The 15,587-nt window shown below is 64.2% G+C and carries 6 protein-coding genes; all 6 read left to right on the top strand.

Annotation, left to right across the window (positions count from 1 at the left end; all coding sequences use genetic code 11):
* Positions 1 to 287 precede the first annotated feature (287 nt).
* From mads1 to mads8, 6 genes are read left to right on the top strand one after another with little or no spacing between them, the layout of a single operon-like run.
* On the top strand, positions 288 to 503 hold the full coding sequence (gene mads1 / locus ACN26Z_RS07775; RefSeq protein ID WP_421460488.1) for a methylation-associated defense system helix-turn-helix domain-containing protein MAD1: 216 nt from the start codon (positions 288 to 290) through the stop codon (positions 501 to 503).
* Positions 496 to 2,568: a methylation-associated defense system DNA methyltransferase MAD2 gene (mads2, locus tag ACN26Z_RS07770; protein WP_421460485.1), complete on the top strand. Its 2,073-nt coding sequence runs from the start codon at positions 496 to 498 to the stop codon at positions 2,566 to 2,568. The genes mads1 and mads2 overlap by 8 nt, the downstream gene beginning before the upstream one ends.
* Positions 2,565 to 3,980, top strand: a complete 1,416-nt coding sequence (mads5, locus tag ACN26Z_RS07765; RefSeq protein ID WP_421460483.1) for a methylation-associated defense system restriction endonuclease subunit S MAD5 — start codon at positions 2,565 to 2,567, stop codon at positions 3,978 to 3,980. The genes mads2 and mads5 overlap by 4 nt, the downstream gene beginning before the upstream one ends.
* Positions 3,980 to 8,131, top strand: coding sequence for a methylation-associated defense system protein kinase MAD6 (mads6, locus tag ACN26Z_RS07760; RefSeq protein WP_421460480.1), 4,152 nt, complete (start codon positions 3,980 to 3,982; stop codon positions 8,129 to 8,131). Before mads5 ends, mads6 begins: the two co-directional genes overlap by 1 nt.
* 4 nt (positions 8,132 to 8,135) lie before the next feature.
* A complete protein-coding gene (mads7, locus tag ACN26Z_RS07755; RefSeq protein WP_421460478.1) occupies positions 8,136 to 9,824 on the top strand; it encodes a methylation-associated defense system protein MAD7 in 1,689 nt (562 codons plus the stop codon).
* Positions 9,821 to 15,433: a methylation-associated defense system ATP-binding protein MAD8 gene (mads8, locus tag ACN26Z_RS07750; protein WP_421460476.1), complete on the top strand. Its 5,613-nt coding sequence runs from the start codon at positions 9,821 to 9,823 to the stop codon at positions 15,431 to 15,433. The genes mads7 and mads8 overlap by 4 nt, the downstream gene beginning before the upstream one ends.
* Positions 15,434 to 15,587: the final 154 nt, after the last annotated feature.

The following is a 15,587-nucleotide window of genomic DNA, read 5'->3' as shown; positions in this document are numbered from 1 at the left end:
GCGGCAACCGAGCACCCGACGAGCACCCATGGGCTGGCGGTCACGTCGCCACGACTGCCTGCGGCTGAACCGACCCCGCACCGGCCGTGGAGCAAGCGCCGTGGAGCAAGGGCCGTGGGGTTGGAGTCAGTTCAAACCGGACCATCCCCCTGTAGATCCCATCCGCACCGACTTGCTCCGGCTTGGTCAGCATAAACCGGGCCTCCGGCCCATTGATCCGGAGTGTCGCGGCTGTTAGACATGGGTGTTGCGTGTACGCTCGCACGCCGAGCCGTAGGGGGTGTGTAGTGGTTGACCGTTGGTTGTCGGTGGATGAGGTGGCCGAGTACCTCGGGGTCAGCAAGGACACCGTCTATGCCTGGGTGACGAACAAGGGCATGCCCGGCTACAAGGTCGGCCGGTTCTGGAAGTTCAAGCGCGAGGACGTCGACGGCTGGGTCCGCGCCGGAGGTGCGGCGAGCGCGTCGGACGACGATTTGATAGAAGGGCATGCTCATGAGTGAGGACCTCGAGGTTGAAGCTATCGATCGCTCCGGCGGCGACGAGGTCACCTCGCTCGAAGAGGGCACTCTGCTGGACTACATCACCGGCAAGCCAATCAAGGACACCCCAAAGGAACAGGTACGCCAGCGAATCACCCGCGCGCTGTTCCACGAGCACGGCATCTCCGTGGACGACATGGTCCCCGACTTCAAGATTCGGGTCGACGGGCGGCTGAAAAAGATCGACATTGCGATCTTCAACGCAGGCATGGGCCACACCGTGGAGAACTTGCGTCGCGTGGTTATGTGCGAGAAGGAACCCACGAGGGGCACCAAGGGCGCATACAAGATGCGCGACCACGAACAGGCGCAGAAGGAGTTCGAGCCACTGTTCTCGGTGATGACCGAGGCGAAGGACTGCCGGTACGGGCTGTGGACCAATGGTCTGGAGTTCTTCTTCTTCGAGAAGCAGGTCACCCGATTCGACGTGAAGTTCCAACCGCTGGGCGACTGGCCGCTCAGTGACGATACCCTCGGCTCACGCACGGTCGCCTCGAACGCTCAGCTGCGCAAGGCCGACCGGGAGATGCTGCTCACCGCCTTCCGCCGCTGCCACAACTACATCCACGGCAACGAGGGCATGCCGAAGGATGTCGCCTTCTGGCAGTTCCTGTATCTAATCTTCGCCAAGCTGCACGACGAGCGCCGCCGCCGCGACGAGCCGCCGCGGTTCTGGGCCGGCATGTACGAGAAGGCGGTGAGCGGCCGGCGCATGCTCGTCGACGAGCAGTTCGACCCGGAAGGGCAAAAAGCCATTCGCGCCCGGGTCGAGCCGCTCTTCGAAGAAGCGAAGAAAGACCATGCGGGCACGATCTTCAACGGTGAAGAACGGATCACCCTCTCCGATCGAGCGCTCGCGTTCATGGTCGCCGAACTGGCCAAGTACGACTTTGGCCGCACAGGACTGGACGTGAAGGGTGCGGCCTACCAGGAGCTGGTTGGCACGAACCTGCGAGGCGACCGCGGCCAATACTTCACGCCCCGGGGGGCCGTCGACCTGGTGGTCGAAATGCTCGACCCGCAGGAGAATGAACGGGTCCTCGACCCGGCCTGCGGCACCGGCGGCTTTCTGGTGTCCACCCTCAAGCACCTCGACCAGCGCCTTCACGAGGAGAAGAAGGTCGCAGCCGGCGACGAGCCGACCGAGGACTTCCTCTCCATCCGGGACCGCTTGGCTAGCTACGCCCACGCGAACCTGTTCGGCGCAGACTTCGACCCGTTCCTAGTGCGAGCCGCCCAGATGAACGTGGTTATGGCCAGCGAGGCGGAGGCACGATTGTTCCACATGAACTCGCTTGAATTCCCGGCCGGCCACCTGTCGGGCGTCACAGCGGCTCGCAAAGACGCGCGACTTGAGTCAATGGACGTGGTGATGACAAACCCTCCATTCGGCTCGGACATCCCCATCACCGACCCAAACATCCTGAAGGAGTTTGACCTCGCCTACGTCTGGGAGCGCACTGAGGACGGCGGTTTCCGAAACACCGGACGACTACAGGGCAGCGTCGCTCCCGAAGTGCTCTTCATTGAGCGCTGCTACCAGTGGCTCAAACCTGGTGGCCGAATGGGCATCGTCCTGCCGAACGGCATCCTCGGGAACCCCGGCGATGAATACATCCGGTGGTGGATGCTGCGGCACTGCTGGGTGCTCGCCAGCGTCGACCTGCCAGTTGAGGTTTTCATCGTCGAGGCCAACGTCAATATCTTGACTAGTCTACTCTTCCTCAAGAAAAAGACAAACCAGGAGATCCAAGCCGAGGACATCGGTGGTCAGCATGACTATAAGGTATTCATGGCCATCGCCGAGAAGGTAGGCTTTGACCGTCGGGGCAACTCTCTATACAAGAAGGGCCCTGACGGTGAGGAAATCCTCATGCAAGTGCAGCACAGGGAACGCATTAACACCGGTGGCCGCTCCGTCGTGCGGGTTCTCAATCGGAAAGATAAGGTACCCGACAACGATCTCTTGGAGATCGGTTCAGCATACCAAAACTTCCGTGCAGTAAACGCGGAGCCTGGCGTATGAAGACTAGGACCGTCCCGAGCACCTGGGTAAATCGTGGTGGGCGACGCTTCGATGCCAGCCCTTACGCTTCCGGCGCATTAGACGCAAGGATTCGGCTTGAAACGCTTGATGTACCGAAAAACCTCCTCCGGGAACTAACCGTCGGCGGATTGTCCGGCCTTGTTAATCCAGGACGGATCAAGCGCTTATGGGTTTCTGACCCCTCTTACGGCCGGCCGTTTCTGTCAAGCACCGACATTCTTCAGGCGGATCTTTCGACAGTTCGTCACATCTCCCACCGGGCCGTTGCGGAGAACCCGCGGCTGCTGATTGGCGAAGGCTGGACTCTGATTACGCGAGCGGGAACAATCGGCCGAATGGCCTACGCTCGGCCAGATATGGATGGGATGGCCTGCACGGAGGACGTCCTCCGCGTGATTCCGGACGTTTCGGTTGTACCGGCAGGGTATCTGTTTGCATTCTTGAGCGGAAGGTTCGGCGTACCACTCGTCACCTCCGGCACCTACGGCGCGATCATCCAACACATTGAGCCCCAACACGTCGCAGACATCCCGGTCCCTCGTCTAGGAGCATCCCTAGAGGAAAAGGCACATGAACTGGTGACTACGGCAGCCTCGCAGCTTGCGTCATATCAGTCGTTAATTCAGGCGGCAACTGAGGCGGTAATGGCCAATGCGGGGGCGTGGAATCCGACGCCCACCGAATGGCATGCGGACGGGAGCGACCTCGGGTTCTCCGTAGGATCCAATCAGCTGCACACCATGCGCGCTTGGAATCACTCACGCAAAGCAGCGCGAATCAGGCAGGAAATTCAAGGAGGCTCATGGAGCAGACTCGCAGACGTTATCGACATGAATTGGATCCGGTGGAGAAAGCAATTTCAGCGGTTTGACGCGGATCCAGAATACGGCCTTGAGGTAATTACCCAGAAGCCTCTCTTCCGACTCTTCCCTGAAGGGCGCTGGATATCCAAAAAGTATCTGCTTGGCCTCTCTTCTAAATACCTCGTTCCGGATCGGACGATCCTTATCGCCAAGCAGGGAACGCTGGGTGAGGGCGAACTCTATTGCCGATGCGAGTACATATCCGGCGAGCGAGCACTGGCTCGGGCCTACTCCGACCACTGTATGCGCGTAGTGGCGAATAAAGAGGCAATCCACCCAGGCTACCTTTTTGCTTTCCTGAGGTCAGAAGCCGCATTCCGGCTACTGAGAAGCCTGTCAGAAGGAGCAAAGCAGCAAGACCTGCATTGGCGGACGGTTCCTGAGTTGCCCGTACCGCGCTGCACCCCGGAGGAGGAGCAGCGAATTGGCGCAATGGTGGATCAGGCGTACGCGGTTCGGAACGAAGCAGTTGACAAGATGCTGGAGGCGCGGGCAATCGTTGAATACGCCATTGAAGAGGCGCATTGATGGCCGCTGTAGTCCCGGTGGGTGAACCTGTCAACGAAGATGAGCGTCGGGTCATCGCCTACCTCCGAGATAATCTCTCCAGCGGCTACACGCTAATGCACAACTTTGAGATCCACCGGAACGGTGAGGTCTTCGAGGTTGACTTGGCAGTGATCGCCCCACACGCGGTGTACCTCGTCGACGTCAAGGGCACCCGGGGTCTGATCGAGGTCTACGGGTCGAAGTGGTACCCAGAGCGGCGACAGCCTTTTGCCTCGCCGCTGATCAAGCTGCGTGGGCACGCGCGTACTCTCAAGGGTCTCATCACGGCGAGCCAGCCGAACCGGCGTGATCTCGACGGTGTCTATGTTGACGCAGCCGTCGTCCTGGCGGCGCCGGACGCAGTCATCCAGGATCCGGGCGGGCGAGACGCGCCCAGTGTCACGACGCTGGCGAAGTCGGTGGCGTTCTTCCAAAACACCGCCCGCATTCCGGCCAAATTCAGCAAGAACATCGCAGGCGTGCAGGCCATGGTCCGCAAGGCGGTGCAGGGAGCGGCCCACGCCCGCACCGGGCCACTGCGCTTCAACAGTTGGGAGGTGGAGGAACGGCTGGGCGGCACGGACGCGTACACCGAGTATCGCGCCTTCAACAGCTACGCCGGTGCAAAATCCGGTCACGTGCTACTGCGGGTGTACGTCGCTGATCCCTACCTGCCCAAGGAGGAGCGGGCCGGGCAGCGGACCCGGATCGCCAACGCCTATAAGGCACTGAACCACATGCCTGGCCATCCGGCCATCGTCGGTGTACGCGACTTCTTTGCCACCGAGGGCGAGGACCGCTATGTGCTCGTCACCGAGGATGTGGCCGGACAGGCGTTGCGGCTACACATCGACCGGCCGAATCTCGCGCTGACTTTCGACCAAAAGCTCGCGGTCACCGACGAATTGCTGGACGCCCTGGCGCACGCGCACCAGCACCAGGTCGTGCACCGCAACATCACCCCGGGCACGCTGCTGCTGGGCGCGGATGGGCACCTGCATGTCATTGGGTTCGAGTTCGCCCGCGCCGGGGTGGACCGGTCGAAGACCATTGCCCAAGCCATCGTTGATGACTTGGAGCCGCTGTACCAGGCGCCAGAGACGTTTCGGGAACCGGCCAACGCCAGTCCCGCGTCGGACGTGTACAGCGCTGGCCTGGTGCTATACGAGCTGTTCACCGGCGAGAAGCCGTTCAGCAGCCCAACCGACGTATACGACCAGGGTGGTGTCTTTCCCGCCAAGCCGTCCGACCTCCGTAGCGAAGTACCGACCGCCATCGACAACTGGCTGCAAAAGCTGTGCAGCTTCGACCCGGATCAGCGACCATCCGCGGCGCAGGCGAACGAGGATCTGCGAGGGCTCCTTGCCGCCCGGGACAGCGACGACTTTGGCGGGGAGCCGTTGGCGACCCCCGCCGAGACCGAGGCCGCGTCGTTGGTCGACTACGGGCGGTTGGTGCCCGGCACGATGCTGACGTCGAAGTACCTGGTGGAGAAGCGGATCGGCGCCGGGTCATTTGGCGTCGTCTATAAGGTCATTGACACCTTGGGTGACGTGCCCCGGGCGGTCAAGGTGATCCTGAAGGATCGGCACTCGACGCTGGAACGGCTGAAGAAGGAGTACCGGACACTGCTGCGGGTGCCCGAACACCCCAACGTGGTGCGGGTCTACGACGCGCAGTTCTCGGACTCCGGTTTTCCCCCGCCATTCATCGTCTTCGAGTACATCGACGGGTTGGACATCAGCGAGATGATCAACCAGAAGCTGTTCTCACCCGACGACGCGCTCGATCTGGCCAAGCAGGTGACCGATGGTCTGGTCCATCTACACCGGCATGGTGCCTACCACTGCGACATCAAGCCCCGCAACCTGCTGTGGACCAGCAACGGGGTACGCATTATCGACTTCAACGTCTCCGTCCTACGCAACGTGGACAACGGACATGGCGGCGGGTCAGACCGCTACCTTCCTCCCGACCTCGACCGCACTGCCTACCCGCAACCCGGCGATCTCGCAGACCGCGACCTCTTTGCGCTGGGCGTCACCCTCTTTGAGGCGATTACTGGCCGCTACCCTTGGGAAGCTGCGGCTCCACCGCCCGGTGTCCCAGCAGCCGATCCACGCGAGTTCTCCGGGCTCGCCGATCTCGCACCGGCCTTTGTAGACGTGGTCCTCAGGACGATCGCGCCAAAGCGGGCGGATCGCTTCGCTTCAGCAACCGAACTCCAGTCTGCCTTCGGCAAAATCATGCAGGCGGTCCGGTCACGCCCGAAGCCCGACCGGACCGGAACGATCCTCAGCCCCGGCGACACAGGCGCCTCGCCGCCGAACACCAACCCGTACGTCTCGCGCCTGCTGACGCTCTACAGCCAGAGCGCGCACAGCAACGCCGGCACCCGGGGTCTGGACACGCTGGCCGAGCGGACGTACGTGGAAACGGCCCTCGACCGGGAACTGGAGCCGGCCGTGTTGGCGGGTGAGTTCCGTTTGGTGATCATCACCGGGAATGCCGGTGATGGCAAGACGGCATTCCTGCAGCGACTGGAGAACCGGGCCCGCGAGCAGCAGGCCCGCTTCGCGGCGCCGCTGCCCAACGGTCGGCGGTTCACGCTACGCGGGCGCACGTTTGTGACCAACTACGACGGCAGCCAGGACGAGGGCGAGCAAAGCAGCGACGACGTGCTCACTGAGTTCTTCGCGCCGTTCGCCGGTTCCGATCCCGAGGCGTGGTCTGACAGGGAGGCCCGCCTGATCGCGATCAACGAGGGACGTCTGGTCGACTTCCTGGCCGCCAACGCGGCGCGATTCCCCTTGCTGGATCAGGTCGTCCGCAACGGCTTGGTGACCGGGGCACCGGAGCACGGGGTGGCAGTCGTCAACCTCAACCTGCGCAGCGTCGTTCACGATCCGCTCGGCTACGACGGTGACGAACACGACGGCGATGAGTCGATCTTCGCGCGCACCCTGCGGCGGCTCACCCACGAAGGGTTCTGGGAGCCGTGCCAGCGGTGCGACCTGCGCGACCGTTGCTACGCCTACCACAACGCCCGTACCTTCCAGGATCCGGTGGCCGGGCCGAAGGTCATCGAGCGCTTGAAGACCGCGTACACCCTGACGCATCTGCGCGGCCGGTTGCATATCACGCTGCGGGACATGCGGTCTGCGCTGGCTTACATGTTGGTGGGCACCCGCGACTGCGGGCAGATCCACGAGCTGTACCAGGCCGGCGACCGGGAGACGATCCTGCAGGGGTTCTACTTCAACAGCTGGCTGGGTGGCGACCGGACCACCGGTGACCGCCTACTCGACCTGCTTAAAGACGTGGACATGGGCGTGTCGAGCGACCCCCGGCTGGACCGCGGCCTGGACTTCATCTCGCCCGCCGCCGATCGCACGCTGTTCCGGTTCGATCTGCGCGGCGCCTATGACCGTGACGTGCTGCGGAGTCTGTTCGCAGAGCTGCCTCGCGACTACTCGGGGCAGGCGACCGAACGCCGCGGGGAGGTTCACCGGCAGTACGTGGCCATGGCCCGCCGGCGGGCCTACTTCGAGCGCCGCGATCCGGGGTGGCGCCAGATGCTGCCGTACCGCTCCGCCGAGCGGATGATGAATCTGATCGCTGGCCGTTCCGACCTCGTTGCCGCGCTCGCGGACGTATTGCACGCGATCAACCGAGGTGAAGGGCTCAACAACCTGGGCCAGGTGGAGGGCAAGCTCGCGTTGCAGGTACGCCAGGTCGAGCGGGGTACGGTGCGCAGCTACCGGATGTTTCCGGCCGAACGGTTCTCGTTCAGCGTGGTCGACGCGGCCAGTCGGGCGCGGTTCGTCGAACACATGCCCGCAAGCCTCATGCTCAGGCATCAGGCAACCACGGGCAGCTCCGCTGAGCTGCTGGTGAACCTCGACGTGTTCGAGATGCTGGAGCGTCTCAACGCTGGCTACCGCCCGAGCGTCGAGGAGGAGCAGGGCTACTACCTGAGCCTGGCGGTCTTCAAGAACCGCCTCGGCTCCGAGCCTTACCAGGAGGTAATGCTGACGACGACCGGACACGACTTCTACCGGGTGGAGCGTCACGACGACGGCCGGCTCGAGATGAGTCAGGTGACCGGGACGCCGGAGGGCAGGAGGTAGCCTGATGCCGCTGTCCAAGCGCGACCGCGAGTTCCGTCTCACCAAAATCAGTTATTTGGACTTCAAGCAGATCGAGATGGACCGGGTGCTGACCGCGTTCTTCGCTCGGCTGGCGCACAAGGGATACCCGAGTCGCCTGCGTCGCTCCATCCAGCTCACCACCGAAGCCTTCGTCGACGAGTTCCTCACTCATCCGGAGTGGTTCACCGGCTTCGCGGAGCACCGGGACATTCTCGAACGATGGGTCGAGACGCACCTGATGGACGTGGTCAACCGCGGGAAGTCCTCGCAAGCCATCGCCGCGCCGAGGCCGCTTCACGGGTATACGTACCGGTTCCGCAATCCCAAACACTCGCGTGACTACGGTGCCGCGCAACACCTCTACGAGATGCTCTACCACGCCCGTGACGGGGCCGGGCAGAGGGCACTCGAACACCTGGAGACCTTCTTCTTCCACGGGCACGACAAAGTCACCGGCCTTCCGGACAGCGCTGTGACGCTGGACGTCGAGACGCAGGCGTTGCTGCGCCTGCTCGATCAGGTCGAGGACACCGCGGACACCCGGGAGGATCGGGGAAGCTTTCCGCCCCTCTGTGTCGGTGCGGCGGACCTCCTCGCCGACGATGTGACGCGACTCCTGTGTTACGAGCGCTTTATCCCGCGGTCGGTGATGGTGGACTACCTGAAGGTATTGTTCTCCTTTCACCTGGCCCTCTATCACCTGCGCCTGCTCAAACTGCTGCCCGCTCTGGTGCGCCGCAGGGGCGGCGACCCGACCTGCGGCGCATGCCCCGTGGCCGCGAAGAACCCCAAGAGTCCGCACGGCGACTGTCAGTACCAGATCGGGCTGCTCGTCGACGTGGCCGCCCAGCCCGGGACGCCCATGTCGTACCTCGCCGAGCGCAGCGCCGACCTGCATTACCGGCGGATCCCCGCGTTCGTCAAGGCATACTTCGCGACCCGCAAACTGGACGAGTTCGCCACGTACCTCGCTCGGAGTAGCAAGCTTCCCAGGCCACCGAGCGGCGACTTCTCCGTCGGCCAGGTGCTGGCTCTGCTCGGGCCGGATCGCGAGGCTGAGCGGGAGAAGTACTTCGGCCAGCGCGTGATCTCTGTCGAGGACACCGGCGGGGCGACAGACGGGGATCTTGACCCCGAGCTAACGGCTGTACGCGCGATGGGACTCAGCGAATTCGACACCTACATCGAGATGCTGGTCGCGGTCCGGGGTCGCTTCCACCGTCAGTACCTCACGGAGTGCCTGGACTCGCTGCTGCTGAAGAACCGGCCGGGTGCGCTGATCACGCAGCCCCGGGCGAAGAACTCGGCACGTCGGTTCATCCTGGACAGCCGTCTACTCGAAGTGCTGCTCCAGATCGCCGTTCTACGACCCGGGGGTGTCCGCGGGTACCACACCGGCGAGCTGCGGATCGACGAACTGCTCGCCTTCCTGCGTGAGCGGTATGGGCTCCACATCGACCGGTTGCCGCCCGGCGACGGGTTCGGCAGTGCATCGATCACCGATCAGCAGGCCCTGCGCGGCAACCTCGCCGCCTTCAGATCACGCCTGCGTGAGGTCGGCTTTTACCGCGACCTTTCCGACGCCTACGTCACCCAGACGGTCACCCCTCGGTACCGCATCGACATCAGTGGTGTCACGCCCAAGATTCCGACCACCGGAGGTGTGGCATGACCCAGGGACTTCAGGAAATCGACCCCCAGGCCATCGCCGCCGAACTGGAGAGCGTGTTGCTGCCCCGGCTGCGCCACCTGCTCAGCTCGCGGGGGCCGGGCCACTGCATGCGAATCACCGATCTCGACACCGACCTCATGGCACGACTGTGCGGGCGGCTCCGCGCCGAGGTGCCCGGCACGGAGATCGTCGTGCTCGGCGGTGGTGACGGCAGCCTTCCGCGTGACCTGACGGTCAGCAGCACCAAGCTGGTCGAGCTGCGCAACCCGCTGCCGGACGGCACCCCGCGGCCTCCGCTTCTGGCGTTCATTCCGAACGACGTGCGAGCCGCCGCCGAGGACTCATTCGGTGTCGCAACGTTCGAGCAGGTGCAGCTCGGCGATGTGTACGGCGAGTTGCGCCGGAAGCTCCTGGACGAGATGCCGCCCGACATACGGGGAGACCTCGCGGAGGCACTGCGGCGGATCACCGACGGCGACAGCCCCTGGGGATTCGCCGACCCCATCGCCATCGTCCGGTTCCTGCTGACCGCAAAGGCCAACGACAACGACCCAGAGGCGATCGGCGCGGCCCTGTACGAACTCGCTCTCGTGCCCGACTTTGAGCTGCTCGCCATGCCTGACAGGGCGCCACTTCGAATCAGCCGTAATCGCGAATGTGTGGAAAAACTCACCTGGTCGGCGAAGTCCGAGCGCGGTCGGGTCTTGGACCTGGGACTTACCAGCAGCGACATGCGTAACCGGCTCGGCGACTTCTTCACAGAGGCCGGCCTCGAGGATCCCCGGACGTGGACCCGCCGCATCGTCATCGACCGCAATCACTGGAGCCTCGCCTTCAACCGGTGGGAGTTCGACAGCGGCAGCGAACCGCCGGACTCGATCTGTATCAGCGAGGTCACGGCGAGCCTGCCCATGATCGAGGAAGGCGAGACCGATCCGAGGCTGAGTCAGTTGATCGGTCAACGGGTCCTGGCGCTCGGCAGCAAAGGGCTGCAGAAGTTCAATGTGGCCTTCCGGGTTGACCCGCAGCCCAGCACTGTGCCTGGGCTTGCGAGCTTTTTCCTCCAGGTCATCTCCCAGGAACAGGGGCCTATCGGCCTGGTACGCACCAAGAAGGCGTGGACCTCGAAGCGACCTGACGCAACTGTCAGCTTCACCAGGATCAACACCGTCGGTTGGGAGGAAGGCTGGCACTTCATCCGTGTCCTCGCCAGGACCGAAGCCGGCGATCTCATCCCGCTCGTGGACACCGCAGGGAGCCCGATCCCGTGGGCGGCCGACGATGATGACCCCTCCCAGCAACCGAACGAGAGCGACCTGTTCTACGTGCTCCCTGATGGCGACGTGGACATCGAACCGCCCCAGCGAGCACGGCAACGCGAGGTTGGCTTGGTCCACGCGCGAACCCGGCTGCAGTTCACCGCCCTGATCGACGGCCGGGACCCGGAGGCCGTCGCGGTGACCTCCGTGAACTGGACCGAGCGCGCACCCGGAGCGCGGAGCGTGGGCAGCGAAATGCTAGAGGTCGACTTTGGACGCGACGGCACAATGAACGTGCCGGTGAGTCGACAACTGAAGGCACTGGAACAGCGTATTCTCGCCGCGCCGGCAGGTCCGATCAACTGGCGTATCCCGATCGCTCTCGGCAGCGCCGGCCAAGCCAGCGGCGAGACCTCCCGTTGGCCCCAGGGCGAGGCCACCGCGCGGTTCCTGGCCGCACGCGAGGCGTATTTCCAGGCGGTCCGGGCAGGAGCGACGGAACTGGTGACGCAGGCCGCAGACGTCCGTGCGCTTCGCCCCCTTATTTCTGAGTACGCTGACGCCTACCGGCTGCTTATCCAAGATCTGCTGAAGCGGGCTGAGACGGCGACGACGGACGCCGCACAGCACGCGCTGGCCGACCTGCGGCGGGTACTGGCTGTCGACACCGTGACGCTGGCGATCCGCGATCATCGTGGTCGACGGAGGGAAGCCGCCCTGGTCGCCCCCACCCATCCGCTTCGAGCCCTCTGGCTCGCTGTCTGGGCACAGCTCACGCAGGTATGGCTACAACGGGCGAAGCGGGCCCCCCGCGAGTTTGCGGTTCCGACACGGGAAGCGTTGCTGCGCGGTCTGGCGCCGATCGGCTTCCCGCCCGTGCTGCCGATGGCCAACGGTCGCCTTCTCGCGGCAGTCGACAACCTTCACCCATTCTGGACCCTGTACGCGCCACCCCACGAACAGGACCCGCGCAGCCTCGTCGGCGACGTGTGCGCCGCTCTCAGTCTGCCCGAGCCGGCTACCGCCGGCACGTCGATCAATGGCGCCTACCTCGCCTCCCGTGTCCAGCGGTATCTCGTTCAGCACCCCTACGTACGTACATTGATGATCAACGCGTTCAACCCCGGACGCGCCGGCCTCCTCGCCGACATGCTGCTCGAACTGCAGCGGCAGCCAGCGATCGCCGACATCCGGTACGACATCCGACTATTCGCTCCGGACGCCGAGGCACCGGGCCTCGGGGAGGCCCTCGGCGAGTTGTTGTCTCCGACACCCAGCGTCACGGCACGCGAGGCGGACGCCTTCGCGACGCCGACCGAGACGCATCTGCGGCCGAAGCTGGCTCTCGCCGTGAGGCCCACCGCCGACTTCCGGCGCTCACCCAACGACCACCCCGCGCACCTGTCGATTCTGTTCGACCTCTTCCCCGCCGAGGAGGTCGGCGTGGCCAGGGCCTCGATCAAGGAGTCGGTCTCCCCGGTCCACGGACTTGTGCAGGAATTTCACGTCGAGTACCGCGACGACGAAGCGACGGTCGCCTGGGCCCGACAGCCTCGACACGGCCAGGCAGTGCCCATCGACGGCGCGGAGGAACTCACCGACCTCCTGTCAACGCTGCCCGGTCTGGTGTCCACCGCGACGGCTACTGTCTCGACGGGAGAAACAGAACTGGCCCTGCGGCCGGTCATCACACTCGCACTGGACGCCGAAGATCGCAGCATTCTCCATCAGGTGCACGAGGTGAGCGACTGGGTTCTAACGCTCGACCGCAACATGGGTATCGAGTTCTTCGACCACGGCGGGCTCACCGACCGGCCGGACTACCTGATCGATCACAGCCCGGAGACGACCGGGCAGGGCCACCGCCTGGTCATCACCTCCCGCTCGGTGGCAGAACTCGAAGCGATCCTCAAGCCGGTGCTGGATCAGTACCACCTCAAGGCCGATTCGGCGCATGCAGTCGCGCTCCTCGACCAGTTGCGTTCACTCTCGGGCCGCCTAGCTCTCAAGCTGATCTCCTCCCCGACACAGCGCGCAGAAGCGCTCGGGCTCGCCCTGTCCCGCCTGTACCTAGAGCACCAGGGTGTGTTCGCCAACCAGGTCGTCGTGCCACTCGACGCACACCTCGATCTGTACCGTGCGATCAAGAAGAACTCTGACGAACTCGGCGACGAGGTCAGCTTCCGGCGAACCGACCTCGCCCTGTTCGACCTCGACGCCCGCGCGCGGACGATCACCTGCCGACTGGTCGAGGTGAAGTGCTACAACCAAGTGGGCGACCTCGGCGCCTACAACCAGCTCAAGAGCGACATCGCAGAGCAGATCGCGCAGAGCGAAGAGGTGATCGGCTACCACTTCGACCCGCACCGCTCACTGGTGGATCGGCCCGACAGGCTCATGAAGACGCGCGAACTCAGCACCCTGCTGGAGTTCTACCTCAACCGTTCGGTCCGCTACGGGGCGATGACCGGCGACGCCGCGGAGGAGGCCCACTTCCTTCTCCGAACTCTAGAAGACGGATACCGGCTCGACTTCGCTCGTGCGGCCCTCATCTTCGACTTCGACAAGCCCGGTACCGAGCCGGCCGAGCTGGATGCGGGCATTGAGTACCACCGCGTCGGCGCGAACCTCATCCAACAGCTCATCGACGCCGCCGCGCCCGAGCCCATGGCCGAGGAGGAAGAACCGGATCTCGCACGCGGCGAGGAAAGGGCCGAGTCTACGGCGGCTCGGAGCATCGCCGACATCACACGGCGCCGCGAGCGGGCGCCCTCCGTCCCGACCTTGGACAGCGCCGCATTCCTCAGCCCACCGCGTGACCGCACCGTCTCATGGGAGGACCTCGCTGCCAGGCGTACCCTCGGCGACGATGATCTGAGCTTGCCCCAGGATGCTCGTCAGCGAGACGACGCTGAACTCGCCGAAGACGGGCAGACATTAGTCGATCTTCCTGGGGGCACGCGGCCTGAGGGCTCGCAACCACCGCAGATCGACGCGGCGACGGATGGGTCGGCCGCCTCTACGTGGCCGGAAGAGCCGGTGCTGGCGGAGTCGGCAACCCCCAAGTCACCCGACGTCGAGGACGTGCCGACACCGTCTGTGGCCGGGGCCGCAGCCAGCGACTTCGAGCCTGGGCAGCCCGGCTACGACGTGCTGATCGGAGCAACAAGCCCCTCGCCGCAGTACGGCATCCTCGGCGAGATGTCGGGACGAAAGGTCGCCCTTGATCTGAACCAGACGCACACAATCAGCCTCTTCGGGGTCCAGGGCGGCGGAAAGTCCTACACACTCGGCACCATCGCGGAAATGGCCTCGTTGCCGATTCCGAGCCTTAACCGGCTGCCGCATCCACTGGCGACAGTGATCTTCCATTACAGCCCCACCATGGACTACAAGCCCGAGTTCACCACGATGGTCGCGGCGAACACCGACGAGGCCCAGATCGACGCCCTTCGGGAACGGTATGGCGCACAACCCCGGGCTCTCAGCGACGTCCTCCTGCTCGTGCCAGCCGACAAGATCGACGAGCGCCGCACGGAGTATCCGGGAATTGAAGTCCGCCCGCTGAAGTTCGCGGCAGCCGAACTCCAGGCAAGCCACTGGCGGTTCCTCATGGGAGCGGTCGGCAACCAAGCCACCTACATGCGCCAAGTCAACCGTGTCATGAAGGGCCTGCGCAACGCCCTCACGCTCGAAGGCATACGTGAAGGAATCGACAACGCACCACTTCCGGACCACCTCAAGGCCATGGCAGGATCCCGCCTCGACCTCGCCGCCGAGTACATCGACGACAGCACCCGCCTGAGTAAACTCATCCGCCCCGGTCGGCTCATCATCGTCGACCTCCGGGACGAGTTCATCGAGAAGGACGAAGCCCTGGGACTCTTCGTAGTTCTCCTTCATCTGTTCGCGGACGCCAAGCACGGCGGCAAGGCGTTCAACAAGCTGGTCGTCTTCGACGAGGCTCACAAGTACATCGAGAGCCCTGACCTGGTGGCCGGTCTCGTCGAGGTGGTACGGGAGATGCGGCACAAGGGCACGAGCATCATGGTTGCCAGCCAGGATCCGCCGTCCGTGCCTGTGTCGTTGATCGAGTTGTCGAGCCAGATCATCCTGCACAAGTTCAACTCACCGGCCTGGCTCAAGCACATTCAGAAGGCCAACGCGGCCCTAACCGGCCTTACCGCCGACAAGATGGCGCACCTACGACCCGGCGAGGCATACATCTGGTCGAGCAAGGCTACCGATGAGACCTTCAGCAAGGGGGCGATCAAGATCCGCTGTCGGCCGCGCGTCACGCAACATGGCGGCGATACGAAGACAGCCGTAGCTAGCGCCGATCAGGGTTGAGGTGCCCGACTTGTCGTGCGCCAACCCATCCTTCTCGAAGGCCAGGACCGGCACGCTCCGTAGCAGCATCAGCGGGTGTTCAAAGTCTCTCAGGTGAACGTGCCAGCTCTGCCGTCCGAGCGTGAGGCCGACGTGCTGGCGCGGATCATGCTGC

Source organism: Verrucosispora sp. WMMD703 (assembly GCF_049178935.1).
GTDB lineage: Bacteria > Actinomycetota > Actinomycetes > Mycobacteriales > Micromonosporaceae > Micromonospora > Micromonospora sediminimaris.
Note: the sequence above shows the minus strand (reverse complement) of the source record. Positions and strands in the feature narration are given on the sequence as shown.

What these genes read in the sequence shown, in the direction of transcription:
- mads7 (WP_421460478.1), top strand. Translation starts at nt 8,136, where the DNA reads ATGCCGCTGTCCAAGCGCGACCGCGAGTTCCGTCTCACCAAAATCAGT.
- mads8 (WP_421460476.1), top strand. Translation starts at nt 9,821, where the DNA reads ATGACCCAGGGACTTCAGGAAATCGACCCCCAGGCCATCGCCGCCGAA.
- mads6 (WP_421460480.1), top strand. Translation starts at nt 3,980, where the DNA reads ATGGCCGCTGTAGTCCCGGTGGGTGAACCTGTCAACGAAGATGAGCGT.
- mads2 (WP_421460485.1), top strand. Translation starts at nt 496, where the DNA reads ATGAGTGAGGACCTCGAGGTTGAAGCTATCGATCGCTCCGGCGGCGAC.
- mads5 (WP_421460483.1), top strand. Translation starts at nt 2,565, where the DNA reads ATGAAGACTAGGACCGTCCCGAGCACCTGGGTAAATCGTGGTGGGCGA.